Below are 23,076 nucleotides of genomic sequence, written 5' to 3'. Positions count from 1 at the left end.
TAATGGGTTTTAAGGGGTTGCGTTTTAAATTTAAACGGGTATTATACGCGCACTTCTCGGGCCGTTAGCTCAGTCGGTAGAGCAGCGGACTTTTAATCCGTTGGTCCTGCGTTCGAGTCGCAGACGGCCCACCATATTTTTAAAGCCCCGCGTGGCGGGGCTTTTTTGCACCATCTGAATGCTGTGCAGGTTGTTTTTTGCGGGTAGATGGTGTGCGTGAATGGGAAAACTAGGGTTTTCTCTTCTCCAGATGATTGACACTGGTTGTCTCATTGGGGAGAATACACGGCTGTTTTTGGAGGGGTTCCCGAGCGGTCAAAGGGATCAGACTGTAAATCTGACGGCTCTGCCTTCGAAGGTTCAAATCCTTCCCCCTCCACCATATTATGAGTTGCGCAAGTTGAATTGCCGAGCGGTCGCGCAGCTAAGAGTGCTGCGGGTGTAGTTCAATGGTAGAACCTCAGCCTTCCAAGCTGATGACGTGGGTTCGATTCCCATCACCCGCTCCAAAAGGTTTAGGCCCATGTAGCTCAGGGGTAGAGCACTTCCTTGGTAAGGAAGAGGTCCCCGGTTCAATTCCGGGCATGGGCTCCACGAAATTGATATTTGGCTTGTTGTTTTTTTAAAGTTTGGCATAGAGGGCGTCTCCCATGGCTAAAGGTAAATTTGAACGTACTAAACCGCACGTTAACGTAGGTACAATCGGCCACGTTGACCACGGTAAGACGACACTGACTGCAGCGATCACCAAGTGTATGGCTGAGAAGTTTGGCGGTGAGTTTAAGGCGTATGACCAGATCGACGGTGCGCCAGAAGAGCGCGCTCGTGGTATCACGATCTCTACTGCACACGTTGAGTACGAATCTGCCAATCGCCACTACGCCCACGTAGACTGCCCTGGGCACGCTGACTATGTTAAAAACATGATCACTGGTGCGGCGCAGATGGATGGCGCGATCCTGGTATGTTCTGCTGCTGACGGCCCCATGCCTCAGACTCGCGAGCACATCCTGTTGTCTCGCCAGGTAGGCGTTCCTTACATCGTAGTGTTCATGAACAAAGCGGACATGGTTGACGATGCTGAACTGCTGGAACTGGTAGAGATGGAAGTTCGCGAGCTGCTGTCTTCTTACGACTTCCCGGGTGATGACATTCCTGTGATCGTTGGTTCTGCGCTGAAAGCGCTGCAAGGCGATCAGTCTGAAATCGGTGTACCATCGGTTCACAAGTTGGTTGAGGCCATGGACAGCTACATTCCACAGCCAGAGCGTGCAATTGACGGCGCGTTCCTGATGCCTGTAGAAGACGTATTCTCTATTTCTGGTCGTGGTACCGTAGTTACTGGTCGTATCGAGCGCGGTATCGTGAAGGTGGGTGACGAGGTTGAAATCGTCGGTATCCGCCCAACGATCAAGACCACCTGTACTGGTGTTGAAATGTTCCGTAAGCTGCTTGACCAAGGTCAGGCGGGTGATAACGTGGGTGTGCTGCTGCGTGGTACCAAGCGTGAAGAAGTTGAGCGTGGCCAGGTTCTGTGTAAGCCAGGTTCAATCAAGCCGCACACCAAGTTCCAAGCTGAAGTGTACGTGTTGAGCAAAGAAGAGGGTGGTCGTCACACGCCATTCTTCAATGGCTACCGTCCTCAGTTCTACTTCAGCACCACGGACGTCACGGGTTCTTGTGATCTGCCCGAGGGTGTAGAGATGGTTATGCCTGGTGATAACGTAGCAATGGTTGTTACTCTGATCGCACCGGTTGCGATGGAGGAAGGTCTGCGCTTCGCTATCCGTGAAGGTGGCCGTACCGTAGGTGCGGGTGTTGTTGCCAAAGTTGTTGAGTAAATATAATCATGAGCGCTAGCCAAAATATCCGTATTCGCCTTAAGGGATTTGATCATCGTCTGATTGATCAGTCCACTAAGGAGATCGTAGAAACTGCAAAGCGTACCGGTGCCCAGGTCCGTGGCCCGATTCCTTTGCCGACCAAAATCGAGAAATTCACTCTGTTGATTTCTCCGCATGCTGACAAAGATGCACGTGAACAGTACGAAATCCGTACCCACAAGCGTCTGCTGGATATCGTTGATCCTACAGACAAAACTGTGGATGCGCTGATGAAACTGGACTTGGCTGCCGGCGTAGATGTTCAGATTAAACTGAACTAATTTACTTTCTAGGTGGTTTTCTGGTAATATTCGCCTCCCTGAATTTAGGGTGGCGAATTTTTTATATATTTTTTAATGCTAAACAGCGCCAATCAATCGAAATTGGTGCGGTGAGGATAGAAAAATGACTTTAGGTGTCGTTGGTCGTAAACACGGTATGACGCGCGTGTTCACCGAAGCTGGTGAATTTGTGCCCGTAACCGTGATTGAAGTAGAGCCAAATCGCATATCTCAGATTAAGTCTGTAGACTCCGACGGCTATCGTGCCGTGCAGGTAACTGTGGGCAATCGTCGTGCCAGTCGCGTAAACAAGGCGGCTGCTGGCCATTTTGCCAAGGCTGGTGTAGAAGCTGGTCGTGGCTTGTGGGAGTTCCGTTTGGCCGAAGGCGAAGGCGAAGGTCTTGAGCTGGGTGGTCAAGTCTCCCTGGGTATGTTTGAAGCGGGTCAGAAAGTGGATGTAACCGGTACCTCTATCGGTAAAGGTTTCGCAGGCACAATCAAGCGTCATCATTTTGCCGCTCAAGATGCCACACATGGTAACTCTTTGAGTCATCGTGCTCCTGGTTCTATCGGTCAGAACCAGTCGCCTGGTCGCGTATTCAAGGGCAAGAAAATGTCTGGTCACTTGGGTAACGTGCGCCGTACTGCTATGTCTCTGGAAGTAGTGCGTGTTGATGCGGATCGCAACTTGTTGTTGATCAAAGGCGCTGTTCCTGGCTCCAAAGGTGGTGACGTGGTTGTCCGTCCCGCCGTTAAAGGTAGCAGGTAAGGAGATTAAGCGATGGCGATTAAATTGAAAACAGTCGGTGGCGCTGCTCCCGTAGAAGTTTCCGACGAAGTGTTTGGCCGCGAATTTAACGAAACGCTGGTTCATCAGGTAGTTGTGGCTCACATGGCTGGCGGTCGTGCCGGTACACGTGGTCACAAGTCCCGTGCTGATGTTGCTGGCGGTGGTGCCAAGCCATTCCGTCAAAAAGGCGGCGGTCGTGCGCGTGCAGGTTCTATCCGTAGCCCATTGTGGCGTACCGGTGGTAAAACCTTCGCGTCGACCAATCAGAACTACAGTCAGAAAGTAAATAAGAAAATGCGTATCGCAGCAATGCGCGCAATTTTCTCCGAGCTGGCACGCCAGGATCGTCTGGTAGTAGTAGATTCTTTGGCTCTGGATGCACCCAAGACCAAGTCTTTGGTTGGCAAGCTGAAGGGTTATGGAATTGGTGAAGCGTTGTTGGTAACAGAGCAGTTCGACGAGAACTTGTATCTGTCTGCACGCAACCTGATTAATGTCGAAGTGCGCGAAGCAGCCAAGGTTGATCCTGTAAGTTTGGTGGCTTTCCCACAAGTGGTTGTCACTGCAGGTGCAATCAAGAAAATTGAGGAGATGCTGGGATGAATCAAGAACGTTTGATGAAAACCATTTTGGCCCCTCACGTTTCCGAGAAGTCTAGCGGATTGGCAGAAGGCGCGAATCAGTTTGTTCTGAAGGTTGCTGTTGATTCTACCAAGCTGGAAATCAAAAAAGCGGTAGAGGCAATGTTTGAGGTTAAGGTTGACCAGGTTCGTGTGGTTAACGTTAAGGGCAAAGTCAAAGGTCGTGCCACTGCTCGTACAGGGCGTCGTCCGGACTGGAAGAAAGCCTACGTCAAGCTGGCTGCAGGTCAAAACATTGACCTGATGGGCGCGGAATAAGAGCGAAAGGTAGCTAACAATGGCAGTAGTAAAAACAAAACCTACTTCACCTGGACGCCGCTTTTTGGTCAAGATCGTAGGTGAAGAGCTTCATAAGGGCAAGCCACATGCAGGCTTGGTTGAGAAGCAGATCCAGAAGTCCGGTCGTAATAACCTGGGCCGTATCACCGTGCGTCATCGTGGGGGTGGTCACAAGCACCATTACCGCGTTGTTGACTTCAAGCGCAACACCAAAGACGGTATCGCGGGTACAGTAGAGCGTTTAGAATACGATCCGAATCGTACGGCGCACATTGCGTTGGTTTGTTATGCAGATGGTGAGCGCGCGTACATTATCGCGCCAAAAGGTCTGCAGGCGGGCGACGTTGTTGTGGCTGGCGAAGCTGCGGAAATCAAAGTTGGTAACAGTATGGCGCTGCGCAATATCCCAGTGGGTAGCGTTGTGCACTGTGTTGAGATGCGTCCAGGCAAGGGAGCCCAGTTGGCTCGTAGCGCCGGTGCATCAGTGCAGTTGGTTGCTAAAGAAAATACTCATGTAATGTTGCGTCTGCGCTCCGGTGAAATCCGTCGCGTGCTGGCAGATTGCCGCGCTACCATGGGCGAAGTTAGCAACACAGAGCACAATTTGCGTTCAATCGGCAAAGCCGGTGCGAAACGCTGGAAAGGCATTCGTCCCACTGTACGTGGTGTAGCGATGAACCCTGTAGACCATCCGCATGGTGGTGGTGAGGGTCGTACCTCTGGTGGTCGTCATCCCGTGTCTCCATGGGGTACCCCAACCAAGGGTTACAAGACTCGCTCAAACAAGCGTACAGATAAGATGATTGTGCGTCGTCGTAAGTAATTCGGATAAGAGGAATAGTTATGCCACGTTCAATTAAAAAAGGCCCGTTTATTGACGAGCACTTGTTGAACAAGGTTAATAAGGCTGTTGAAAATAACGAGCGACGCCCAATCAAAACTTGGTCTCGCCGTTCCATGATCCTGCCCAACATGATTGGGTTGACGATCGCCGTGTATAACGGTAAACAGCATGTGCCTGTGTTAGTAAACGAAAATATGGTTGGCCACAAGTTAGGCGAGTTCTCCCTTACCCGCACATACCGCGGTCATGGGACGGACAAGAAAGTCACTAAGCGCTAAGAGGGTTAGACGATGCAAGTGAACGCTAAATTACGTTTTGCGCGTATCTCTCCGCAGAAAGCGCGACTGGTTGCTGACCAGGTTCGTGGAAAGCCTGTAGAGAAAGCGCTGCAGTTGCTGACATTCAGCGACAAAAAAGCTGCGCATGTTATTCGTAAAGTAGTTGAATCCGCGATTGCGAATGCTGAACACAACGATGGTGCCGACATTGATGAGCTGAAAATTGCTAGCATCATGGTTGATGAAGGTCCTGCGTACAAGCGCATTCAGCCGCGTGCCAAAGGTCGTGCGAATCGCATTCTGAAAAGAACCAGTCACATTACTGTGACTGTGGCGGACAGCTAAGAGGAATTATTATGGGTCAGAAAGTACATCCTACCGGTTTCCGCTTGGGGATAGTTACCGATTGGAACTCCAAGTGGTATGCCGACAGCAAGGACTATGCGAACCTGTTGAATAACGACTTGGAAGTTCGCCGGTTCCTGCGTGAAAAACTGAAGCACGCGTCTGTGAGCAAAATCGAGATTTCTCGTCCAGCTCGCAATGCGCGCATTACCATTCACACTGCCCGTCCTGGTATCGTGATTGGTAAAAAAGGTGAAGATATCGAACGTCTGCGCAGCGATGTTTCTGCGATGATGGGGATTCCTGTTCACCTGAATATCGAAGAAATCCGCAAGCCTGAACTGGATGCTCGTCTGGTTGCTGAAGGTGTTGCCCAGCAGTTGGAAAAGCGTATCATGTTCCGCCGTGCGATGAAGCGCGCTGTAACGAACACAATGCGTCTGGGTGCGGAAGGTATTCGTATCAATGTTTCTGGTCGCTTGAACGGTGCAGAAATCGCGCGCATGGAGTGGTATCGTGAAGGTCGCGTGCCATTGCACACTCTGCGTGCAGACATTGATTACGGCACCGCTGAAGCTCTGACTACTTACGGCATCATTGGCGTAAAAGTCTGGATCTTCAAAGGCGAGGTGTTTGATAAAGGAGCAGTGGTTGCTGAAGAGGCTCCAGCCAAGCCAGCGAAAGCTGCCGCTAAGAAGGCACAGGGGTAAGGCACATGTTACAGCCTAAGCGCACTAAATTTCGGAAAGTTTTTAAAGGACGTAACCGTGGTTGGGCCGCTAGCGGCAATAAATGCAGCTTCGGTGACTTTGGTTTGAAGGCCACAGGACGTGGTCGTATTACCGCGCGTCAGATCGAGGCCGCACGTCGTGCGATGACTCGTCACATCAAGCGTGGCGGTAGAATTTGGATCCGGATCTTCCCAGACAAGCCCATTACCGAAAAGCCCCTAGAAGTTCGTATGGGTGCCGGTAAAGGTAATGTTGAATACTGGGTGGCCGAGGTTCAGCCTGGCAAGATGCTGTATGAGATGGAAGGTGTTTCTGAAGAAGAAGCGCGTGAAGCATTCCGTCTTGCTGCAGCCAAATTGCCTGTAGGCACTACATTTGTGAGTCGCACGGTGATCTGATGAAAGCGAATGAATTAAGAAGTAAGAGCGTTGATGCTCTGACCGAGCAACTGCATGGTTTGTTGAAAGAGCAGTTCACTCTGCGCATGCAGCACGCAACCGGTCAACTGGGTCAAAGTCACAGCTTGAAACAGGTGCGTCGTGATATCGCACGTGTTAAGACTGTGATCAATGCAAAGAAACGTGAAGGTGGCGCTGCATGAGTGTTCAAGAAAAAACTCGTACCGTAGTGGGTCGTGTTGTCAGCAACAAAATGGACAAGTCCATTACAGTGCTGGTTGAGCGCAAAGAGCCTCACCCACTTTACGGTAAATTTGTTAAGCGCTCCACCAAGTTGCATGCTCATGATGAGGGCAATGTCTGTCAAGAAGGCGACCTGGTTGCCATCGTTGAGACTCGCCCGATTTCAAAATTGAAAACATGGCGCTTGGTTGAAGTTTTAGAAAAGACCAAATAAATCAAAGTGTTGAAGAAGGTGTTGCTTCTTCAACATTCCTCCGGAAGCGAACGGGATGTCGGTGGCTCAACGATGGGCTTCCAAGTGCATTATAGGTGTGCTAGAATCCTGCGCCTTTTCGGGGTGAATCAAATGGGATTGGAGACTGTCCATGATTCAAATGCAAACAACACTTGACGTGGCTGACAACAGTGGTGCCAAGCGCGTTCAGTGTATAAAAGTGTTAGGCGGTTCCAAGCGTCGTTACGCTGGAATTGGCGATGTTATTAAAGTGAGCATCAAAGAAGCCTTGCCCCGTGGCAAAGTTAAAAAGGGTGATGTCTTTAATGCTGTGGTGGTCCGCACTCGTAAGGGTGTGCGTCGCGCTGATGGTTCTGTTATCCGTTTTGACGGAAATGCAGCAGTGCTGTTGAACAATAACCTTCAGCCCATTGGTACTCGTATCTTCGGCCCGGTGACTCGTGAGTTGCGTACAGACAACTTTATGAAGATCATCTCCCTGGCGCCTGAAGTGCTGTAAGGTAGAGAGAGTTCGGCTATGCGTAAGATTCGTAAAGGTGATGACGTCGTTATCACCGCAGGTAAAGATAAAGGTAAGCGTGGGTCCGTAACTCGCGTTACCGCTGATGATCGCGTTTTCGTCGAAGGTTCAAACATGGTTAAACGCCATGTGAAGGCCAACCCGATGGCGAATCAGCCAGGCGGTATTATTGAGAAAGAAGCGTCTTTGCATGTTTCCAACGTGGCGATTTTTAATCCCAAGACTAACAAGGGTGATCGCGTTGGAATTAAGGTCCTGGAAGATGGTCGCAAAGTTCGTTTCTTCAAGTCTAATAACGAACTAGTAGACATTTGACGGGTAGATCCATGGCAAGGTTGAAACAAGTTTACAAAGATACCGTGGTGCCAAAGCTGCAGAAGCAGTTTAATTACTCCAGCAGTATGGCTGTGCCACGTATCGAAAAAATCACACTCAATATGGGTGTGGGTGAAGCGGTTGGCGACAAGAAAGTTCTGGATTTCGCTGTGGCAGATATGACCAAGATTGCAGGTCAAAAGCCAGTGATTACCAAGGCTCGCAAGTCGGTTGCTGCGTTTAAAATTCGTGATCAGTGGCCTATCGGTTGTAAAGTAACGCTGCGCAATGAACAGATGTATGAGTTTTTGGATCGTCTGATCAATATTGCGATTCCGCGCGTGCGTGACTTCCGTGGTTTGAATGGTCGTTCATTTGATGGCCGTGGAAACTACAGCATGGGTGTTAAAGAGCAGATTGTGTTTCCTGAGATCGAGTTTGACAAGATCGACAAGTTGCGTGGTATGGATATTACCATTACTACGACTGCTCGCACCGATGAAGAAGGTCGTGCATTGTTGGCGGCGTTTAACTTTCCATTTAAGAATTAAGGGTCGAGCATATGGCTAAGAAAAGCATGCTAAACCGCGAGATTAAGCGTAAGCGCACAGTGGAAAAATTTGCCGCTAAGCGTACAGCGTTGAAAGCAGTTATGTCCGACATGAGCTTGTCTCAGGAAGAACGTGATGCAGCTCGCCTGAAATTTCAACGTCTGCCGCGCGATGCAAGTCGTTGCCGTATGCATAATCGCTGTCGCGTGACTGGTCGTCCGCACGGCTATTATCGCAAATTTGGTTTAGCTCGTAACAAGCTGCGTGAGCACGCCATGCGTGGCGACATTCCAGGCTTGGTAATGTCGAGCTGGTAACAGGATAAAGGGGTATTTGCTGTGTCAATGTCAGATCCTATTGCGGACATGTTAACGCGCATTCGTAATGCGCATTCCGCTGAAAAGTCCGAGGTTAGCATGCCGGCTTCCAAGACCAAGAAAGCCATTGCTGATCTGTTGAAACAAGAAGGCTACATTAAAGACTGTGCGGTCGCTTCTGTTGAAGGTAAGAGCATTCTTACCATCGCACTGAAGTACCACGGTGGTAAGCCTGTAATTGATGAGCTGAAGCGTGTAAGTCGCCCAGGTCTGCGTATTTACAAAGGCGCTGGCGAGATACCAAAGGTACGCGCTGGCTTGGGTGTGGCAGTTGTGTCTACGTCCCAGGGTATTATGTCCGATCGGGCTGCGCGTAAAGCGGGTATCGGCGGCGAAGTTATTTGCTTCGTAGCCTAAGGAGAACTTGCGATGTCACGTATTGCTAAGAATCCCGTTACTCTGCCCAAAGGCGTAGAAGCCAGTATCCAAGGGCAAGTAGTAGCGGTAAAAGGCCCCAAGGGCGCGTTGACGCTGAATGTTCATAAAGACGTCACGGTAGCTAACGCGGAAGGTACAGTAACCTTTGCTCCGCGCAACAGCTCCAAGGGTGCATCTGCGCAAGCAGGTACCGCCCGTGCGTTGGTTAACAATATGGTTGTTGGTGTGTCCAAAGGTTTTGAGAGAAAGCTGCGTCTGGTAGGTGTTGGTTACCGTGCGCAGGCTCAGGGCAAGAAGTTGAACTTGTCATTGGGCTTTTCTCATCCGGTTGAATTTGTTGTGCCCGAAGGCATTGCTGTAGAGACACCCAGTCAGACTGAAATTCTGGTTAAGGGTGTGGATAGGCATATGGTTGGTCAGGTAGCTGCCAACATCCGTGCTTATCGTTCTCCTGAGCCTTACAAAGGTAAGGGCGTTCGTTACGACGATGAAACCGTAGTAATGAAAGAAGCCAAGAAGAAATAAAGGCTGAATCATGGAAAAGAAAATTAAACGTTTGCGCCGGGCAGTTAAGCCTCGCGCTAAGATCCGCGAACTGGGTGCTGCTCGCTTGTGTGTGCACCGTACCCCTCGCCACATCTACGCACAGTTGATCGCAGCTGATGGCAGCAATGTCATTGCCGCAGCATCAACCAACGAGAAGGCGGTTCGCGAAGGTATGAAATACACCGGTAACGTTGATGCTGCCGCAGCGATTGGTAAGTTGATCGCAGAGCGCGCTGTTGAGAAAGGCGTGTCCGAAGTTGCTTTTGATCGTTCAGGTTTTAAGTATCACGGACGCATCAAAGCCCTGGCAGATGCCGCGCGTGAAGCCGGATTGAAATTCTAAAAAGGGTTGATTATGTCTAATTTCGAAGCAGCACCAAGCAAAGACGATTTGCTGGAAAAGTTGGTCGCGGTAAACCGCGTTGCCAAAGTGGTAAAAGGTGGTCGTCAATTTGCGTTTGCCGCACTGACAGTGGTTGGTGATGGTAAAGGCCGCGTAGGTTTTGGTACAGGCAAAGCGCGTGAAGTTCCAGTTGCCATTCAGAAGGCGATGGACCAAGCACGTAGAAGCATGGTTACTGTAAAACTGAACGAAACAACTCTGCAGCACCCAGTGTTTTCCCGTCATGGTGGTTCCAAGGTCTACATGCAGCCTGCTTCGGATGGTACAGGTATCATTGCTGGTGGCGCGATGCGCGCAGTATTGGAAGTTGCTGGCGTGCATAACGTATTGGCTAAGTGCGTTGGTTCAACCAATCCGATTAACGTGGTTCGCGCTACTGTTAAGGGTTTGGCGGAAATGACTTCTCCGGAAGATGTTGCAGCCAAGCGCGGTAAGACCGTTAAAGAAATTTTGGAATAAGATCATGAGTGCGAAGAAGCTGAAAGTTACGCTGGTACGCAGCACAAACGGTCGCTTGGCAGCGCATAAAGCGTGCGTTGCTGGTCTCGGATTACGTCGCATTCGTCACTGCGTTGAAGTGATGGATACGCCTGAGAATCGCGGCATGATTAATAAAGTCAACTACATGTTGAAGGTAGAGGAAGCTTGATCATGCAACTGAATACATTGAAGCCAGCTCCTGGTTCGCGTGTTCGCGCTAGACGCGTTGGTCGCGGTATTGGTTCTGGTTTGGGTAAAACTTGTGGCCGTGGTCATAAAGGTCAAACTGCTCGTACCGGTGGTAAAATCCGCCCAGGTTTCGAGGGTGGTCAACAGCCTCTGCAGCGTCGTTTGCCAAAAGTTGGTTTTAACTCACGCTCCAAGCCGTTTGTTGCAGAAATTCGTTTGCACGAAATTGCCAAAATCGAAGGCAGTGTTGCAAGCATGGAAACTCTGCGTGCAGCTGGTTTGATTGGTGAGAAGATTGAACGCGTTAAAGTAATTTTGGCTGGTGAAATTGCTCGTGCAATCACTGTAAGCGGGTTGGGCGTGACTAGCGGCGCCAAAGCAGCGATTGAAGCTGCTGGCGGTAAAGTGGAGGCCTGATGGGGTCCTCACGCCAGGCGATGGCAGCCAGCCTAGCTGGCGGCAAACTTACTGAATTACGCCAACGCCTCTTGTTTGTACTTGGGGCGTTGATTGTATTTCGCATTGGTGCGCATATTCCTGTGCCCGGCATTGATCCGGTAGCATTGGCGCAAATGTTTGAGCAGCAGAAGGGCACCATTCTGGACATGTTTAACATGTTCTCGGGTGGCGCACTGGGACGCTTGTCGGTATTTGCGTTGGGCGTAATGCCTTATATCTCGGCATCGATTATTGTGCAGCTACTGAGCTCGGTTTGGCCGAAGCTTGAGCAGCTCAAGAAAGAAGGCGAGTCTGGTCGACGGAAGATTACCCAGTACACGCGCTATTTGACGCTGGTATTGGCAACCTTCCAAGCCATTGGTGTATCCATTGCCCTGCAATCGCAGCGTATTGGTAATGCTAGTGTTGTCATTGAACCTGGTCCCTTGTTCGTGATTACTTGTGTGATTACGCTGGTTGCCGGGACGATGTTCCTGATGTGGCTGGGTGAGCAAGTGACCGAGCGCGGCATAGGTAATGGTATTTCCATCATTATCTTTGCTGGTATCGTGGCGGGCCTGCCTTCTGCGTTAGGTGGGACACTTGAGCTGGGTCGTACCGGTGAATTGAGTTGGTTTGCCATTCTGGCGCTGTTGGCGCTGGCCTTGGCGGTCACTTATTTTGTGGTGTTTGTTGAGCGCGGTCAGCGCCGCATCACCGTGAATTACGCGAAAAGACAGCAGGGAAATAAGCTGTACGCCGGTGGCACTAGCCACTTGCCGTTGAAAGTTAACATGGCAGGCGTTATTCCCCCGATTTTCGCGTCGAGTATCATACTCTTCCCTGCGACGCTGGGCGGCTGGTTTGGCAGCAGCAGTGAGAGTATGGATTGGTTGAAGGACCTGGCGTCTACGTTGTCTCCGGGCCAACCAATGTATGTCATGCTGTATGCGGTGGCGATTGTGTTTTTCTGCTTCTTTTACACCGCGTTGGTGTTTAACCCAAAAGATACAGCAGATAACTTAAAGAAATCTGGGGCATTTATACCGGGCGTACGCCCAGGTGATAAAACTGCTCAGTATATCGACAAAATCATGTCACGCCTGACTCTGGTTGGTGCGTTGTACATTACGGCGGTGTGCTTGTTGCCAGAGTTCTTGATTTTGTACTGGAACGTTCCATTTTACTTTGGTGGAACTTCGTTATTGATCGTTGTCGTGGTGATCATGGATTTTATGGCCCAAACCCAAGCACATCTGATGTCTCATCAGTATGAAGGCATCATGAAGAAGGCCAATCTGAAATCCCATGGCAGAAGCGGCTTGGTTCGCTAAGCCTAGACAGTTTGTTGGAGTCGGAACAATGAGAGTTAGAGCCTCTGTTAAAAAAATTTGCCGTAAATGCAGAGTAGTTAAGCGTAAGGGTGTAATCCGTGTGATCTGTGCCGATGCTCGTCATAAGCAGCGTCAGGGATAATATCCACTTGATTTACTAGGCAAAGATAGGTAGAATTCCGCGGCTCAAAGAACGCCGGGAAGATTTAGGAGAATTGAAGTAATGGCGCGTATCGCTGGAGTTAACGTTCCGGATAAGAAACATGCGGTTATCGCATTGACTTATATTTACGGTATTGGTCACACCCGCGCAAAAGCTATCTGTGAAGCGGCTGGTGTTGAACCTGCGGTCAAGATCAGTGATCTTTCCGAAGAGAAGGTCGAAGCTTTGCGTACAGAGGTAGGCAAGTTCACTGTTGAAGGTGACTTGCGTCGTGAAGTGTCGATGAGTATCAAGCGTTTGATGGATTTGGGCTGCTACCGCGGCATCCGCCACCGTCGTGGTCTTCCACTGCGCGGTCAACGCACCCGTACCAACGCGCGTACCCGTAAGGGACCACGTCGCTTGGTTAAGAAGCAATAATAGACTTAGGGTCAACGAGTTATGGCTAAAGCAACCAAACCTGTCCGCAAACGCGTCAAGAAGAATGTTTCTGACGCTGTAGCGCACATTCATGCCTCATTTAATAACACAATCGTGACTATCACGGATCGCCAGGGCAATACATTGAGCTGGGCGACCTCTGGTGGTTCCGGTTTCCGCGGTTCACGTAAGAGCACTCCTTTTGCTGCCCAGGTGGCCGCAGAGCGTGCTGGTCGTGCTGCTCAAGAATTTGGCGTCAAAAATGTAGACGTCATGGTGAAGGGCCCCGGCCCAGGTCGCGAATCAGCTGTTCGTGCGCTGAATATCGTTGGCTTTAAAATCAATAACATCGTAGATGTGACGCCCATTCCGCACAACGGTTGCCGTCCATCTAAGAAACGTCGAGTATAGACCGGGAGTCCACTGTGGCGAAGTATATAGGATCTAAGTGCCGCTTGTGCCGTCGTGAAGGGCAGAAGCTGTTTTTGAAAGGTGAGAAGTGCTTCACCAGCAAGTGTGCAATGGAGAAACGTCCATTCCCACCTGGTCAGCACGGTCAACGCCGTGGTCGTCTTTCTGATTATGCTACGCAGTTGCGTGAGAAGCAGAAGGTGCGTCGTATTTATGGCATCCTGGAAGGCCAGTTCAGACTGTACTACCAAGAAGCAGATCGCGGTAAGGGTTCAACAGGCGAGAGATTGCTGCAGTTGTTGGAAAGCCGCCTAGATAACGTTGTTTACCGGATGGGGTTTGCTGCTTCTCGTTCCGAAGCGCGTCAGTTGGTCCGTCACAAGAGTATTTTGGTAAATGGTCGCACTGTGACTATCCCTTCTTACCAAGTGAAGGCTGACGACGTTGTTGCGGTCACGGGTGCTTCTAAAGAACAGCTGCGCGTTAAAGCAGCGGCTGACGCTGCGCAACAGCGCGGCATCGCTGACTGGTTGAGCGTTGATGTTAAGAAACTTGAAGGTGTGTTCCGTAACGTTCCTGAACGTTCTGATCTGCCATCTGACATCAACGAACAGTTGATTGTAGAGTTGTACTCTAAGTAATCCTAGCTAGCGGGAAGAGGACCCTTCATGCAAACTGCGATAGGCGAATTGTTAAAACCACGTTTAGTGGATGTTCAGAAGTTATCAGAGACTCGTGCGAAAGTAACTTTGGAACCGCTGGAGCGTGGCTTTGGTCATACTCTTGGTAACGCCTTGCGCCGTATTTTATTGTCCTCAATGACCGGTGCTGCGGTCACAGAAATTGAGATCGAAGGCGTATTGCACGAGTACAGTGCAATTGAAGGTGTGCAGGAAGACGTAATCGAAATTCTGCTGAATCTGAAGGAACTTGCCATCCGTATGGCAACCAATGGTGAAGCAACTCTGACCCTGAACAAAAAGGGTCCTGGTCCTGTTACCGCTGGTGATATTCAATTGGTTAACGGCGTAGAAATCGTTAATCCAGGTCATGTTATCGCAAATCTGACCAAGTCAGGCTCGTTGAACATGATCATCAAGGTTGCAACAGGTCGTGGCTACCAGCCTTCGACGGCTCGTGCGGACAATGAAGATCGTCCAATTGGTCGTCTGCTGGTGGATGCATCCTTCAGCCCCATCAAGCGCGTGTCTTACAATGTTGAGGCTGCGCGTGTGGATCAGCGTACCGATTTGGACAAGCTGATTCTGGAGCTGGAAACTAACGGAACTATCGATCCCGAAGGTGCGATCCGCAATGCGGCCACCATCCTGCAAGATCAATTGACACATTTCGTTGATCTGAAGGGTATGGCTAAGGAAGAACCGAAGGAAGAAGAGCCAGCGGTTGATCCTGTGTTGTTGCGTCCGGTTGACGATTTGGAATTGACTGTTCGTTCTGCGAACTGTTTGAAAGCCGAAAACATCTACTACATCGGTGATTTGATTCAGCGCTCTGAAGTTGAGTTGCTGAAGACACCGAATCTGGGTAAGAAATCTTTGACCGAGATCAAGGATGTGCTTGCCTCCAAAGGTTTGTCCTTGGGTATGCGCCTGGAAAACTGGCCGCCTGCTCAATTGAAAGACAAACAGAGAGAAACTGCCTGATTAGGCAATAGAGATAGATTAGGGTTGTAGTCATGCGACACAAAAAATCTGGAGTTAAGTTAAGCCGCACTAGCGCGCACCGTGATGCGATGTTCAGCAATATGTCTGCTTCGCTGTTCCGTCACGAGACGATCAAGACTACTTTGGTGAAAGCCAAAGAATTGCGTCGCGTGGCTGAGCCTATGATCACTCGTGCGAAGGAAGACAGCGTACATAACCGTCGTATTATCTTCTCTCGTATGCGTGACAAAGAAATGGTTGGCAAGTTGTTCACTGACTTGGGCCCACGCTTTAAAGCGCGTCCTGGCGGTTACATCCGTATCCTGAAGTGCGGTTTCCGCGCTGGCGACAACGCTCCTATGGCGTTGGTGCAGTTGGTGAAGGATGAAGCCGGCGAGTAATCGCTGTGTGCTTTGCAGAATAAAAAAGAGCCGGTTTCGTACCGGCTTTTTTTATGCCCGAAAAAAAGGAGGGTGGCGATGATTACGCTGTTTACCGATTTCGGCTGGCAGGGGCCGTATGTTGGCCAGATGAAGCTCGCCCTTCAACACTATGCGCCAGGTCGGGCGGTGGTGGATTTGATGCACGATGCGCCGGCACTCAACATCAATGCTTCGGCTTATTTGTTGGCTGCGGTTACTGCCGCATTACCACGAGGCAGTGTCTGTTGTGCAGTGATCGACCCCGGTGTCGGCCATCATGCGCGGCCTCCTGTTATTTTACGTGCTCGTGATTGCTGGTTCGTGGGGCCGGGCAATGGTTTGTTTGTTCCGCTGGCATTGGATGACCCCGATTCTCGCTGGTACCAAATCCATTGGCGGCCGGCGGAAGGCCTGTCCAATAGTTTTCACGGACGGGATTTGTTTGCGCCGGTGGCGGCGCTGTTGGCCCTGGGTGAGCCGATCGAAAGTCTGGCGACGCCAATGACGGTGGAAACCGAAGGCTGGGGCAGGGATTTGGCCGAGGTCATCTACATTGATCATTACGGTAACTGCATGACAGGTCTGGGGGCGGCCGGCTTTATGAGTGAGCAAGTATTCACCTTTGGTCAGTTGCCGATCCGTTATGCGCCAACGTTTGCCTATGCGCTGGCGGGACAACCGTTCTGGTACGAGAACAGTCAGGGCCTGATTGAGATTGCAGGCAATCAATTCAATGTGGCGCAGCGTCTGGGTATCAGCATCGGCGACAAGATCAGCTTTTAGCGAGATGCAGGAGTTGCTTTAGCATTTCCAGTCCTGGGGAGTCGTCAAAGGAATGAGTTGTTTCACTGGTCTCCCAGGTGGCCGCTGAGGTCAGATGAATATGCGCCGTACGCCGAATGTTCGGTATATTGTCGAGCAGGCCGGCAGGGATCCACATCCAGGTCCCATCGCCGATGGTATTGGGTACGCTGCAGCCGCACTGGCTGCAGAAATCGTTACGGTAACCTGAGGGCGCGCGGTAGCTAATAATGCTGTTGGCGTCGCCCTGCCAGCGAAACTGCGTTTGCGGTAAAAGCGCTGCGGCATTGGCCGAGGAGCCGCTGACCCTTCGGCACTCAGAGCAGTGGCATTGATAAAGTCGCAATTCATCTACTGCCAGCGCAAACGTTACTTCACCACACAAGCACTGGCCATGGATCATGGGGCGGCCTCGGTTAGTAATACCAATCCCAGCTGACAAATAACTTGTCGCGGTCGGCTACTTGTTTGAACATCAGTTGGTCGCCGCTCTGGTAGATGACCACACCCGCGCTGACGCTGCTGCCAGAGGCCAGTTCATAGCTGCTCCAGCCTCGGTAGAAGGCACCGTCACCGCCATTGCCCCAAAGGCTGGCCAGGGCGTTGACTGTCAGTTGTTCACGCAACAGTTTACCGCTGTAGCGTAACGCAGTTTGGCTGGCGGTTTCACCTACGGCGAATGAGCCGTTGTCCAGGGCTTGGTCATAATCCAGAATCTGGCTGGCCATGGCTTCCAAGGCAAATGTGTGATTGCTGATGCCGTAGTACTCCAGACCGAGCATGGCCTTGGCCTGCTGATAGGTTTGCTTGGGCTGAGGTGAAAAGCGCTTGCCATCAGTGAGCGCTAACTCGGTTTTGACCAACCAGGCACCCAGCGGAGCATTGGCGCTGATGCCAGCGAGGTTGATCGGCGCGTGGCGCAGCCGGCCACTGGTCATGTAGGGGTCATCGTCGTAGATCTTGGCTAGATGCAGTGAGGCATCGGCGGCAGACGATTGAAAGTGCAGTGCTGCAGCGTATTGCAGGTGTTCGGCATCGCTGTCCAGGCTGTCTTCCGCCGGTGGTGCAGAGGGATAGAAACTGTATTGGCTGCCGAAGGCCGGGCGTTTGCTGAAACGGGTTTCGCCGACCAGGATGAGCTCGCCGTGCCAGCTGCCCTGGTAGTAATCGGCCTTGGCCATGCCCACCGGCAGGCGCAGGTTCTCAATGTCGGTGATGCCAGGATCGCGTAGGTCCAGCGGATTGAGTACATCCACCACGCGCAGGCTGTCGGATTTGCCCCAGACGACAATCTGCCGGCCGATTTTTATGTCCAGCCGATCGCTGAGCTTGCCCTGCACAAAAGTGTCACGCAGCTCGAGTTCCTGTTCGTGATGCTTGAGTGTTTCGGCATTGAACTGATCACGTCCCTTGATGGCATATCCGGCGTCATGAAAGCCGGCAAGCTGTGCTTCGCTGCGCCAGGCTTTATTCCATTGGCTTTTTATTCCCAGGCGCAGGCTGGTTTTGGCGCTGCTGAGATCCTGGTAATCAGGCGTATCACTGTGCGCCTGATAGTTGTGGGTGGCCAGCAGGGTGAGTCGGCTGTTGAAATCGTGCCTGGGAAAGCCGCTGGCCTGATTGATACTGGTTTCGGCTGGAGGCGCGGCCTGCAGGGTCGGGGTGTCAAAGCTGCCGAGCAGGTCATCAAGATCTTCTTCGGCGCAAACACTGCCCATACTGAGCAATGCGGCGGTAAACAAAACGGTTTTACGCATTTACAGACCTTTCTCCAAACGGCGCAGGGTAAATGCATCATCGCCAAGGTTCTGGTTATATTTGACGTTATGGAAACGCAAAATGGTGCGATGTTCGGTTTGCTGACCTTGTTTGGTCGTCATGGAAATTTCCAGCGGCGTCCAGATGCCATCGATTTGTTCGAGCTTGGTGATTTCCATGAATTTCATTTTGCCGCCATCCTTTTCCCAGTTGATGGCGCGAATCACGACGTGGTTATCCTGGCGAACGAACGCCAAGGATTTGCTGTAACCAAATTCATCAATGATTTTTTTGCTACGCGGCACTGCTTCGATAGCCCAAACTTTTTTACCATCGACATCCATTTCTTTTTTCAGCGTGAAATCGTAGTTCTGTAAATCGCGGTCAGTCATGTCGGCGTAGTTAAAGTCCGAGCCCATAAAGCTGCCGCTTTTGTCGGTGCTGGCGATGCGCTTGCTTTTACGCAGGGCTGGCAGGAACAGCCACTGGTCATCGTCCTTGTTGGCGTCGTCGTAATCGTAGGTAAGAAAGCCCGTGTTCTCCACATCTGCCGGTGAAAGGAAGAACATGATGCGATAAGTATCCTTGCCAAAATCTTTGGAGAAGGTGCGCAGTGAACGTGTACGCTGATTGTTGTGGCGATCAATCAGAATCATTTCCATGTCTGAGACGCGATTGTCACCTTTGTTGACAGCATCGACTTTTTCCATAATCGCCCGGGCTTTGGCATCATCGGCCAAGGCAGCGCCGGGCAAACCGGCGAGAGTGAATAACGAACAGGCTGCAATCCAAGGGCGGAAATTGCGGGAATTAAGCATGAGCGGTTCCTTGTTTATTTTTGCGGCTGTAGAGTAGGGTCATCAATGCCGGCGCCAACAACAAATCGGCGAGCAGGGCGAGCAATATGGTGCTGCCGGTCAGAATGCCAAAATTAACGACATTGCTCATGGTGGCGGCGGCAAACATAAAGAAGCCGATGCATAGAACGATGGTCGTGACCAAAATGGCGCGACCGGTACTGAGCAAGGTGGTTTTGACCGCCTTTTCCACGTCACCGTATTGATGGTAGTAGCGGCGGAAGTTGTGCATGAAATGGATGGTGTCATCCACCACCAGGCCAATGGCTATCGAGCCGATCAGCAGGGTAAACATGTCAAACGGGATGCCGAAATAGCCCATGCAACCGATGGTGATGAGGATGGGTAAAAAGTTGGGAATCATGCTGATCAAGCCAATCTTGATACTGCCCAGCAGCAAAATCATCATGATGGTAATGGCTACGGCGGCGATGACATAGCTTTTAGCTGTGCTGTGGATTGATGCATCCATGGTGCGACTGAACAGCGTGCCCATGCCGGTGACATAGGATGTGACCGAATCACCAAAATGTTTGGCCAGCAGACCTTCCACCTGATGAATGAATTCGGTATGTGTGCCCGCGTCGATCCACGGCGTTTTCAGTGTAATGCGCGCTTGAGAAAACTGGCTGTCGACAAAATCTTCAAGATCATCCGAGCCGGAGTTTTCGAACAGCAATAGCTCCTGGGCTATCAGATCACGATTGTTGGGAACCTGATAAAACTCTTCTTGGTTTTCGTGCAGGGCGCGATTGCTTTCTTTGAGAATATCTACCACCGATGAGGTTTTGCCGACGAACATGTCAGGCATAACCAGCTGGTTTAGTTCTTTGTCGAAAGCATCCATGCGCTGAATCAAGTCAGGGTCATACAGGCCATTTTCGGTGTTGGTTTTGATGACAATTTCGGTGACGCCACTGCCGCGCATTTCTTTGTCAATCAAATCCGAGGCGACACGAATATCCCAGGTGGGAGGCATCCAGCGCAAGGGATCATGGTGGAAGCTGGTTTTAAATACGCCAATGAGAGCGACAACAAGCAAAATTGCCGAAACAAAGACGATGGGCTTGGCCTGGCGGACGGAAACCTGAGCGAGCCAGATCAGCACTTTATCCAGTGCGCCACCATGCTCCGCCTGATGCGAATTCTTTTTACGAATCGGGAACAGTGAAATGAGCGCCGGGAGCAGCAGCAAGGTGTAGATCAGTGACAGAATGACACCGGCGGCGGCGAAAATACCCAGATCGGCGATCGGCGCAACCTCGGCAGTGGAAAACGACAGCAAGCCTGCTGCAGTGGTCAAACTGGTCATGACAATCGCCAGTCCTGAATGCCCTAGCGCATGGCTAATCGCTTTGGCTTTGTCGCCGTGCTGGTCATAGTGATGATAAAAAATCGCCAACAAGTGAACGGCGGCGGCAACGCCTACGGCCAGCAGGAATGAGGGCAGTATTTGGGTGGGCAGTTTGACAGCAACGCCGCTGGTGGCCATGGTGGCCAGGGTGGAGGCCAGGGTCAGAATGACCACCAATAACGGAATCAGTACGCCTGACAATCGGCGGAACAGCACCAGCAGCACCAGAGCAATTGCCAGGATCGCAAATTTGGTGAAGGTTTGCATGTCATGCTGCATGGACTGCTTTAGCTCATCGCTGACCACGGGCGAGCCGGCAATATAAACTTCGAAATCGGCGCCGCGGTATTTGTCGACGATTTTGCTGACAGCCTGAACGACTTCGCTGTTTTGCGCATCGGTCAAATACGCCCGGGGCTTTTGTTCTATGTTGGTTTGGCCGCTGTCCTCAAAACCGGCCAGTAAATCTTCTTCGGTGAGTGACACGCTGTCAGCAAACGCACTGGCACGAATCATCACTGCGGTATAGCGACCATCTTCGGACAGCAAGAAATTGCGATACAGCTTGCTGCTCATTGCTTTTTGCTTGAGTGCGGCCAGATCCTCGGCGGTTTGTGGCCAGTGCTCAAGCAAGTCTTCAACTATCAGCTGGTCGCCTTCGCCACGGGTATTGCGGACGTTGTACAGGCTGGTGACCTTGTCCAGATAAGGAACGCCGGCTTCAAGCTCTTCATGCAGCGACTTGATTTTTTCCAGGTTTTTTTGCGTGAAAACATCATCGGTTTTTATCGCCATCATCACCACTTCATCACGACCGAATTGGTCACGGAAATGGTTGTACTGGAGCAGTATGGGATCTTCCTTATGCAGAAAGCCTTCGCTGGACGTGTCGATGGTCAGCTTGGGCAAATTGGAGAAGAGCGCAACGATGATGATCAATACGGTGAAGAGAGTCTTGAGCCGATTGGTATAAATCCACAGGCCAAAATTGGCAAAGCTGGCTTCAATTTGGTGGCGAATTGACATATTTTTCCCAAGGATAGAGTTAGAGTTTAATTGCTCGCAAAATCGTTTCAGTGAGTTCAATGGCGGCCTCTGGTAATGCAGGCTCTATGCCGCTTGTTTTCATTTTTAGCGGAGGTATGCGCTGGTGAAGCATTTGACTGGACGCGTAAAAGATCAGTGCGCCTATGGTCTGCATGTAGATGATGACCGGATTGATGGATCGAAACAGCTGTTGTGCTTCGCCGTGGCGCAGAATATCGGTAAACAGGGCGCGAACCTCAAGCAGGCGTTCGAGCATGGGAAGCGAAATGTTTTCTGAACTCGAAGCCAGTTCGTGCAGAACCAACGATGTAAATGTGGGATGCGTCTGGATGTGGTTCGCTAAAATCTGAATGTATTGCCGCAGTTGTTGGCAGGGATCGGTCGTGCAGTGTTGCACCTGGCGCAAGTCGGTGAGTGCGCGATCCATGGTGGAGATAATCACTTTTTCGTACAGCGCCTCTTTGTCACCAATGCGGTAATAAAGCGTGGCCTTGTTGACGCCTGCGTGCTGTGCAATGTCTTCCATGCGCGCGCCGGCAAAGCCCTGTTGCGCAAACTGATCGGCGGCAATGGCGAGGATGGTTTGATTATCAACGGGATTGCGTTGAGAGCGAACTGCTGATGCCATGAACTGCTTTCCTTAGCTAACCAACGGGTTAGAAAAGTGTACGACTGCTTTGCTATGGATTCAAGTGGATTGCGAAAACAAAAAAGGGAGGCGGTTGCCTCCCTTGGATGACTAACGTCGTGTCGTCTGTTTAAGACTGTTGCCCAGAGTTATTGTTGCCACCGGGTTTGACACTGCCAAACCCGCTGCCAGCAGGGGCGCTGACATTGCTTGTTGGCTTGGCAACACTGTCGTGCACCGCATTTGCCACCGGCTTGTGCGGCATGGGCGGTGAGTTGCTGGTCATTGACGCTGGAGTACTTGGTGCCGCAGGTTTGGCGGGCGCGGTTGGTACTACTGGTTTGGGCGCAACAACAGGGTTGGCAGCCACGGGAGCCGCAGGCTTGGGCGCAACTGGTGCGGCAGGCTTGGGGGCAACTGGTGCGACAGGCTTGGCTGCGGCTGGAGCAGCAGGTTTGACTGCGACTTTTTTGGCGCTTGCCTTTTTAGCCACGGCTTTTTTGGCACCGGCTTTTTTCTTGCCAGCTTTTGGTGCGTGTTTCTTGTCGTAGTCTTTTTCCCATTTGGCTTCAAACGCAGCCACGTCTTTGGCCCATTGACGCTGCTTTTCAACCTGCAGTTCGGCCATTACTTTTTGGTAGCTGACTTGATGCGCTGCATCTGCCTGGCTGGATTTCAGTTTTTTAACGGTAGCAGCGGCTTTGGCAACGGCGGCCTTAGCTGTTTTGGCGGCGGCTTTGGCGGTTGCTGATTTGCCTTGTTTGGCTTTGGCTGTCGCCTTCTTAAGTTTTGCCTCCGCCGAGGAAACTTTCTTTTCAGCAGCAGTTAACTGCTTGCTGATCTTGCTCAAGGCTTTTTCTGCGGCCGCCAGGCGTTTGCCTGTGTTGGCGACAATTTTTTTTGCTGGGGCTGCCTTCTTGGCAGCGCGTTTCTTGGCTACACGCTTCTTGGCCATATTTCCTCCTGGGTAATTAATTTGGGAACTGTTGCAAAACGATTTGTTATCGGAACGTTGAACGCTCGACTTAATGGCTCACTTATACAAATGTTGCAACAAGTGGTCAATGGAAAC

Annotated in this window: 36 protein-coding genes and 4 tRNA genes; 34 read left to right on the top strand and 6 right to left on the bottom strand. The window is 51.2% G+C overall.

The window, feature by feature from the left end; translation table 11 throughout:
• Positions 1–58 precede the first annotated feature (58 nt).
• The 34 genes from OEW58_07610 (at position 59) to OEW58_07445 (ending at position 16,342) form a co-directional block, all read left to right on the top strand.
• Positions 59–134 (top strand) — tRNA-Lys (locus tag OEW58_07610).
• Between the two features lie 163 nt (positions 135–297).
• Positions 298–382: transfer RNA gene (locus OEW58_07605), tRNA-Tyr, on the top strand.
• Positions 383–435: 53 nt separating this feature from the next.
• Positions 436–509, top strand: a tRNA-Gly gene (locus OEW58_07600).
• 10 nt (positions 510–519) lie between these two features.
• Positions 520–594, top strand: a tRNA-Thr gene (locus tag OEW58_07595).
• A gap of 56 nt (positions 595–650) precedes the next feature.
• A complete protein-coding gene (gene tuf / locus OEW58_07590; GenBank protein MDH5301209.1) occupies positions 651–1,841 on the top strand; it encodes an elongation factor Tu in 1,191 nt (396 codons plus the stop codon).
• An 8-nt stretch (positions 1,842–1,849) separates the two neighbouring features.
• Positions 1,850–2,164 carry a 30S ribosomal protein S10 gene (rpsJ, locus tag OEW58_07585; GenBank protein ID MDH5301208.1) on the top strand — a complete coding sequence of 105 codons (315 nt, stop codon included), beginning with the start codon at positions 1,850–1,852 and terminating at the stop codon, positions 2,162–2,164.
• A gap of 124 nt (positions 2,165–2,288) precedes the next feature.
• Positions 2,289–2,933, top strand: a complete 645-nt coding sequence (rplC, locus tag OEW58_07580) for a 50S ribosomal protein L3 (protein MDH5301207.1) — start codon at positions 2,289–2,291, stop codon at positions 2,931–2,933.
• 18 nt (positions 2,934–2,951) lie between these two features.
• Entirely contained in the window at positions 2,952–3,557 is a 606-nt protein-coding gene (rplD, locus tag OEW58_07575) for a 50S ribosomal protein L4 (protein MDH5301206.1), read from the top strand.
• Positions 3,554–3,853, top strand: a complete 300-nt coding sequence (gene rplW / locus OEW58_07570; protein MDH5301205.1) for a 50S ribosomal protein L23 — start codon at positions 3,554–3,556, stop codon at positions 3,851–3,853. Before rplD ends, rplW begins: the two co-directional genes overlap by 4 nt.
• A 19-nt stretch (positions 3,854–3,872) precedes the next feature.
• The gene (gene rplB, locus OEW58_07565; protein ID MDH5301204.1) at positions 3,873–4,697 is read left to right on the top strand and encodes a 50S ribosomal protein L2; all 825 of its coding nucleotides are present in this window, start codon (positions 3,873–3,875) and stop codon (positions 4,695–4,697) included.
• A gap of 20 nt (positions 4,698–4,717) precedes the next feature.
• Positions 4,718–4,996 (top strand): 30S ribosomal protein S19, encoded by a 279-nt coding sequence (gene rpsS / locus OEW58_07560; GenBank protein ID MDH5301203.1) that lies wholly within the window; start codon positions 4,718–4,720, stop codon positions 4,994–4,996.
• Positions 4,997–5,008: 12 nt separating this feature from the next.
• Positions 5,009–5,341 (top strand): 50S ribosomal protein L22, encoded by a 333-nt coding sequence (rplV, locus tag OEW58_07555; protein MDH5301202.1) that lies wholly within the window; start codon positions 5,009–5,011, stop codon positions 5,339–5,341.
• An 11-nt stretch (positions 5,342–5,352) separates the two neighbouring features.
• On the top strand, positions 5,353–6,051 hold the full coding sequence (gene rpsC / locus OEW58_07550; protein MDH5301201.1) for a 30S ribosomal protein S3: 699 nt from the start codon (positions 5,353–5,355) through the stop codon (positions 6,049–6,051).
• 5 nt (positions 6,052–6,056) lie between these two features.
• The gene (gene rplP, locus OEW58_07545; protein MDH5301200.1) at positions 6,057–6,470 is read left to right on the top strand and encodes a 50S ribosomal protein L16; all 414 of its coding nucleotides are present in this window, start codon (positions 6,057–6,059) and stop codon (positions 6,468–6,470) included.
• Positions 6,470–6,673 (top strand): 50S ribosomal protein L29, encoded by a 204-nt coding sequence (gene rpmC, locus OEW58_07540; protein ID MDH5301199.1) that lies wholly within the window; start codon positions 6,470–6,472, stop codon positions 6,671–6,673. The genes rplP and rpmC overlap by 1 nt, the downstream gene beginning before the upstream one ends.
• Positions 6,670–6,927, top strand: coding sequence for a 30S ribosomal protein S17 (gene rpsQ, locus OEW58_07535; GenBank protein ID MDH5301198.1), 258 nt, complete (start codon positions 6,670–6,672; stop codon positions 6,925–6,927). Before rpmC ends, rpsQ begins: the two co-directional genes overlap by 4 nt.
• Before the next feature lie 151 nt (positions 6,928–7,078).
• Positions 7,079–7,447 carry a 50S ribosomal protein L14 gene (gene rplN / locus OEW58_07530; GenBank protein MDH5301197.1) on the top strand — a complete coding sequence of 123 codons (369 nt, stop codon included), beginning with the start codon at positions 7,079–7,081 and terminating at the stop codon, positions 7,445–7,447.
• An 18-nt stretch (positions 7,448–7,465) separates the two neighbouring features.
• A complete protein-coding gene (gene rplX / locus OEW58_07525; protein MDH5301196.1) occupies positions 7,466–7,783 on the top strand; it encodes a 50S ribosomal protein L24 in 318 nt (105 codons plus the stop codon).
• A gap of 11 nt (positions 7,784–7,794) precedes the next feature.
• Positions 7,795–8,334 carry a 50S ribosomal protein L5 gene (gene rplE, locus OEW58_07520; protein ID MDH5301195.1) on the top strand — a complete coding sequence of 180 codons (540 nt, stop codon included), beginning with the start codon at positions 7,795–7,797 and terminating at the stop codon, positions 8,332–8,334.
• A gap of 11 nt (positions 8,335–8,345) precedes the next feature.
• The gene (rpsN, locus tag OEW58_07515; GenBank protein MDH5301194.1) at positions 8,346–8,651 is read left to right on the top strand and encodes a 30S ribosomal protein S14; all 306 of its coding nucleotides are present in this window, start codon (positions 8,346–8,348) and stop codon (positions 8,649–8,651) included.
• A gap of 21 nt (positions 8,652–8,672) precedes the next feature.
• Positions 8,673–9,068 carry a 30S ribosomal protein S8 gene (gene rpsH / locus OEW58_07510; protein ID MDH5301193.1) on the top strand — a complete coding sequence of 132 codons (396 nt, stop codon included), beginning with the start codon at positions 8,673–8,675 and terminating at the stop codon, positions 9,066–9,068.
• Positions 9,069–9,080: 12 nt separating this feature from the next.
• A complete protein-coding gene (gene rplF / locus OEW58_07505; GenBank protein ID MDH5301192.1) occupies positions 9,081–9,614 on the top strand; it encodes a 50S ribosomal protein L6 in 534 nt (177 codons plus the stop codon).
• 10 nt (positions 9,615–9,624) lie between these two features.
• The gene (rplR, locus tag OEW58_07500) at positions 9,625–9,978 is read left to right on the top strand and encodes a 50S ribosomal protein L18 (protein MDH5301191.1); all 354 of its coding nucleotides are present in this window, start codon (positions 9,625–9,627) and stop codon (positions 9,976–9,978) included.
• 12 nt (positions 9,979–9,990) lie between these two features.
• Entirely contained in the window at positions 9,991–10,497 is a 507-nt protein-coding gene (gene rpsE / locus OEW58_07495) for a 30S ribosomal protein S5 (GenBank protein MDH5301190.1), read from the top strand.
• A 4-nt stretch (positions 10,498–10,501) separates the two neighbouring features.
• Positions 10,502–10,687 (top strand): 50S ribosomal protein L30, encoded by a 186-nt coding sequence (gene rpmD / locus OEW58_07490; protein ID MDH5301189.1) that lies wholly within the window; start codon positions 10,502–10,504, stop codon positions 10,685–10,687.
• A 2-nt stretch (positions 10,688–10,689) separates the two neighbouring features.
• Complete coding sequence (gene rplO, locus OEW58_07485; protein MDH5301188.1) at positions 10,690–11,124, top strand: 50S ribosomal protein L15; 435 nt, start codon at positions 10,690–10,692, stop codon at positions 11,122–11,124.
• A complete protein-coding gene (gene secY, locus OEW58_07480) occupies positions 11,124–12,479 on the top strand; it encodes a preprotein translocase subunit SecY (protein MDH5301187.1) in 1,356 nt (451 codons plus the stop codon). The genes rplO and secY overlap by 1 nt, the downstream gene beginning before the upstream one ends.
• 28 nt (positions 12,480–12,507) lie before the next feature.
• The gene (gene rpmJ, locus OEW58_07475; GenBank protein ID MDH5301186.1) at positions 12,508–12,621 is read left to right on the top strand and encodes a 50S ribosomal protein L36; all 114 of its coding nucleotides are present in this window, start codon (positions 12,508–12,510) and stop codon (positions 12,619–12,621) included.
• Between the two features lie 81 nt (positions 12,622–12,702).
• A complete protein-coding gene (gene rpsM, locus OEW58_07470; GenBank protein ID MDH5301185.1) occupies positions 12,703–13,062 on the top strand; it encodes a 30S ribosomal protein S13 in 360 nt (119 codons plus the stop codon).
• A gap of 21 nt (positions 13,063–13,083) precedes the next feature.
• Positions 13,084–13,473, top strand: a complete 390-nt coding sequence (rpsK, locus tag OEW58_07465; protein ID MDH5301184.1) for a 30S ribosomal protein S11 — start codon at positions 13,084–13,086, stop codon at positions 13,471–13,473.
• 14 nt (positions 13,474–13,487) lie between these two features.
• Positions 13,488–14,114, top strand: a complete 627-nt coding sequence (gene rpsD, locus OEW58_07460) for a 30S ribosomal protein S4 (protein ID MDH5301183.1) — start codon at positions 13,488–13,490, stop codon at positions 14,112–14,114.
• 27 nt (positions 14,115–14,141) lie between these two features.
• Positions 14,142–15,137 carry a DNA-directed RNA polymerase subunit alpha gene (gene rpoA / locus OEW58_07455; protein MDH5301182.1) on the top strand — a complete coding sequence of 332 codons (996 nt, stop codon included), beginning with the start codon at positions 14,142–14,144 and terminating at the stop codon, positions 15,135–15,137.
• Positions 15,138–15,169: 32 nt separating this feature from the next.
• On the top strand, positions 15,170–15,538 hold the full coding sequence (gene rplQ / locus OEW58_07450) for a 50S ribosomal protein L17 (protein ID MDH5301181.1): 369 nt from the start codon (positions 15,170–15,172) through the stop codon (positions 15,536–15,538).
• A 78-nt stretch (positions 15,539–15,616) separates the two neighbouring features.
• Positions 15,617–16,342, top strand: coding sequence for an SAM-dependent chlorinase/fluorinase (locus OEW58_07445; GenBank protein ID MDH5301180.1), 726 nt, complete (start codon positions 15,617–15,619; stop codon positions 16,340–16,342).
• On the opposite strand, the gene OEW58_07440 is transcribed toward OEW58_07445, so the two are convergent.
• From OEW58_07440 to OEW58_07415, 6 genes are all read right to left on the bottom strand, one after another.
• On the bottom strand, positions 16,332–16,763 hold the full coding sequence (locus OEW58_07440) for a GFA family protein (GenBank protein ID MDH5301179.1): 432 nt from the start codon (positions 16,761–16,763) through the stop codon (positions 16,332–16,334). The genes OEW58_07445 and OEW58_07440 overlap by 11 nt on opposite strands.
• A 13-nt stretch (positions 16,764–16,776) precedes the next feature.
• On the bottom strand, positions 16,777–18,117 hold the full coding sequence (locus OEW58_07435) for a hypothetical protein (protein MDH5301178.1): 1,341 nt from the start codon (positions 18,115–18,117) through the stop codon (positions 16,777–16,779).
• Positions 18,118–18,936 carry an outer membrane lipoprotein-sorting protein gene (locus OEW58_07430; protein MDH5301177.1) on the bottom strand — a complete coding sequence of 273 codons (819 nt, stop codon included), beginning with the start codon at positions 18,934–18,936 and terminating at the stop codon, positions 18,118–18,120.
• Entirely contained in the window at positions 18,929–21,355 is a 2,427-nt protein-coding gene (locus OEW58_07425) for an efflux RND transporter permease subunit (protein ID MDH5301176.1), read from the bottom strand. The genes OEW58_07430 and OEW58_07425 overlap by 8 nt, the downstream gene beginning before the upstream one ends.
• 19 nt (positions 21,356–21,374) lie before the next feature.
• The gene (locus tag OEW58_07420) at positions 21,375–22,004 is read right to left on the bottom strand and encodes a TetR/AcrR family transcriptional regulator (GenBank protein MDH5301175.1); all 630 of its coding nucleotides are present in this window, start codon (positions 22,002–22,004) and stop codon (positions 21,375–21,377) included.
• Between the two features lie 130 nt (positions 22,005–22,134).
• Positions 22,135–22,959 carry a histone H1 gene (locus OEW58_07415; GenBank protein ID MDH5301174.1) on the bottom strand — a complete coding sequence of 275 codons (825 nt, stop codon included), beginning with the start codon at positions 22,957–22,959 and terminating at the stop codon, positions 22,135–22,137.
• Positions 22,960–23,076: the final 117 nt, after the last annotated feature.

The organism is Gammaproteobacteria bacterium (assembly GCA_029884425.1).
GTDB lineage: Bacteria > Pseudomonadota > Gammaproteobacteria > S012-40 > S012-40 > JAOUHV01.
The sequence above is the reverse complement of the archived record's forward strand: the minus strand, read 5'-3'. Positions and strand labels throughout refer to the sequence as shown.

What these genes read in the sequence shown, in the direction of transcription:
- OEW58_07430 (MDH5301177.1), bottom strand. Translation starts at nt 18,936, where the DNA reads ATGCTTAATTCCCGCAATTTCCGCCCTTGGATTGCAGCCTGTTCGTTA.
- rpmC (MDH5301199.1), top strand. Translation starts at nt 6,470, where the DNA reads ATGAAAGCGAATGAATTAAGAAGTAAGAGCGTTGATGCTCTGACCGAG.
- rplB (MDH5301204.1), top strand. Translation starts at nt 3,873, where the DNA reads ATGGCAGTAGTAAAAACAAAACCTACTTCACCTGGACGCCGCTTTTTG.
- rplF (MDH5301192.1), top strand. Translation starts at nt 9,081, where the DNA reads ATGTCACGTATTGCTAAGAATCCCGTTACTCTGCCCAAAGGCGTAGAA.
- rpoA (MDH5301182.1), top strand. Translation starts at nt 14,142, where the DNA reads ATGCAAACTGCGATAGGCGAATTGTTAAAACCACGTTTAGTGGATGTT.
- rpsN (MDH5301194.1), top strand. Translation starts at nt 8,346, where the DNA reads ATGGCTAAGAAAAGCATGCTAAACCGCGAGATTAAGCGTAAGCGCACA.
- rpsK (MDH5301184.1), top strand. Translation starts at nt 13,084, where the DNA reads ATGGCTAAAGCAACCAAACCTGTCCGCAAACGCGTCAAGAAGAATGTT.
- OEW58_07425 (MDH5301176.1), bottom strand. Translation starts at nt 21,355, where the DNA reads ATGTCAATTCGCCACCAAATTGAAGCCAGCTTTGCCAATTTTGGCCTG.
- rplO (MDH5301188.1), top strand. Translation starts at nt 10,690, where the DNA reads ATGCAACTGAATACATTGAAGCCAGCTCCTGGTTCGCGTGTTCGCGCT.
- rpsJ (MDH5301208.1), top strand. Translation starts at nt 1,850, where the DNA reads ATGAGCGCTAGCCAAAATATCCGTATTCGCCTTAAGGGATTTGATCAT.
- OEW58_07435 (MDH5301178.1), bottom strand. Translation starts at nt 18,117, where the DNA reads ATGCGTAAAACCGTTTTGTTTACCGCCGCATTGCTCAGTATGGGCAGT.
- secY (MDH5301187.1), top strand. Translation starts at nt 11,124, where the DNA reads ATGGGGTCCTCACGCCAGGCGATGGCAGCCAGCCTAGCTGGCGGCAAA.
- tuf (MDH5301209.1), top strand. Translation starts at nt 651, where the DNA reads ATGGCTAAAGGTAAATTTGAACGTACTAAACCGCACGTTAACGTAGGT.
- rpsE (MDH5301190.1), top strand. Translation starts at nt 9,991, where the DNA reads ATGTCTAATTTCGAAGCAGCACCAAGCAAAGACGATTTGCTGGAAAAG.
- rpmD (MDH5301189.1), top strand. Translation starts at nt 10,502, where the DNA reads ATGAGTGCGAAGAAGCTGAAAGTTACGCTGGTACGCAGCACAAACGGT.
- rpmJ (MDH5301186.1), top strand. Translation starts at nt 12,508, where the DNA reads ATGAGAGTTAGAGCCTCTGTTAAAAAAATTTGCCGTAAATGCAGAGTA.
- OEW58_07445 (MDH5301180.1), top strand. Translation starts at nt 15,617, where the DNA reads ATGATTACGCTGTTTACCGATTTCGGCTGGCAGGGGCCGTATGTTGGC.
- rplX (MDH5301196.1), top strand. Translation starts at nt 7,466, where the DNA reads ATGCGTAAGATTCGTAAAGGTGATGACGTCGTTATCACCGCAGGTAAA.
- rplC (MDH5301207.1), top strand. Translation starts at nt 2,289, where the DNA reads ATGACTTTAGGTGTCGTTGGTCGTAAACACGGTATGACGCGCGTGTTC.
- rpsQ (MDH5301198.1), top strand. Translation starts at nt 6,670, where the DNA reads ATGAGTGTTCAAGAAAAAACTCGTACCGTAGTGGGTCGTGTTGTCAGC.
- rplV (MDH5301202.1), top strand. Translation starts at nt 5,009, where the DNA reads ATGCAAGTGAACGCTAAATTACGTTTTGCGCGTATCTCTCCGCAGAAA.
- OEW58_07420 (MDH5301175.1), bottom strand. Translation starts at nt 22,004, where the DNA reads ATGGCATCAGCAGTTCGCTCTCAACGCAATCCCGTTGATAATCAAACC.
- rplN (MDH5301197.1), top strand. Translation starts at nt 7,079, where the DNA reads ATGATTCAAATGCAAACAACACTTGACGTGGCTGACAACAGTGGTGCC.
- rplR (MDH5301191.1), top strand. Translation starts at nt 9,625, where the DNA reads ATGGAAAAGAAAATTAAACGTTTGCGCCGGGCAGTTAAGCCTCGCGCT.
- rplP (MDH5301200.1), top strand. Translation starts at nt 6,057, where the DNA reads ATGTTACAGCCTAAGCGCACTAAATTTCGGAAAGTTTTTAAAGGACGT.
- rplE (MDH5301195.1), top strand. Translation starts at nt 7,795, where the DNA reads ATGGCAAGGTTGAAACAAGTTTACAAAGATACCGTGGTGCCAAAGCTG.
- rplW (MDH5301205.1), top strand. Translation starts at nt 3,554, where the DNA reads ATGAATCAAGAACGTTTGATGAAAACCATTTTGGCCCCTCACGTTTCC.
- rpsC (MDH5301201.1), top strand. Translation starts at nt 5,353, where the DNA reads ATGGGTCAGAAAGTACATCCTACCGGTTTCCGCTTGGGGATAGTTACC.
- OEW58_07415 (MDH5301174.1), bottom strand. Translation starts at nt 22,959, where the DNA reads ATGGCCAAGAAGCGTGTAGCCAAGAAACGCGCTGCCAAGAAGGCAGCC.
- rpsM (MDH5301185.1), top strand. Translation starts at nt 12,703, where the DNA reads ATGGCGCGTATCGCTGGAGTTAACGTTCCGGATAAGAAACATGCGGTT.
- rpsS (MDH5301203.1), top strand. Translation starts at nt 4,718, where the DNA reads ATGCCACGTTCAATTAAAAAAGGCCCGTTTATTGACGAGCACTTGTTG.
- OEW58_07440 (MDH5301179.1), bottom strand. Translation starts at nt 16,763, where the DNA reads ATGATCCATGGCCAGTGCTTGTGTGGTGAAGTAACGTTTGCGCTGGCA.
- rplQ (MDH5301181.1), top strand. Translation starts at nt 15,170, where the DNA reads ATGCGACACAAAAAATCTGGAGTTAAGTTAAGCCGCACTAGCGCGCAC.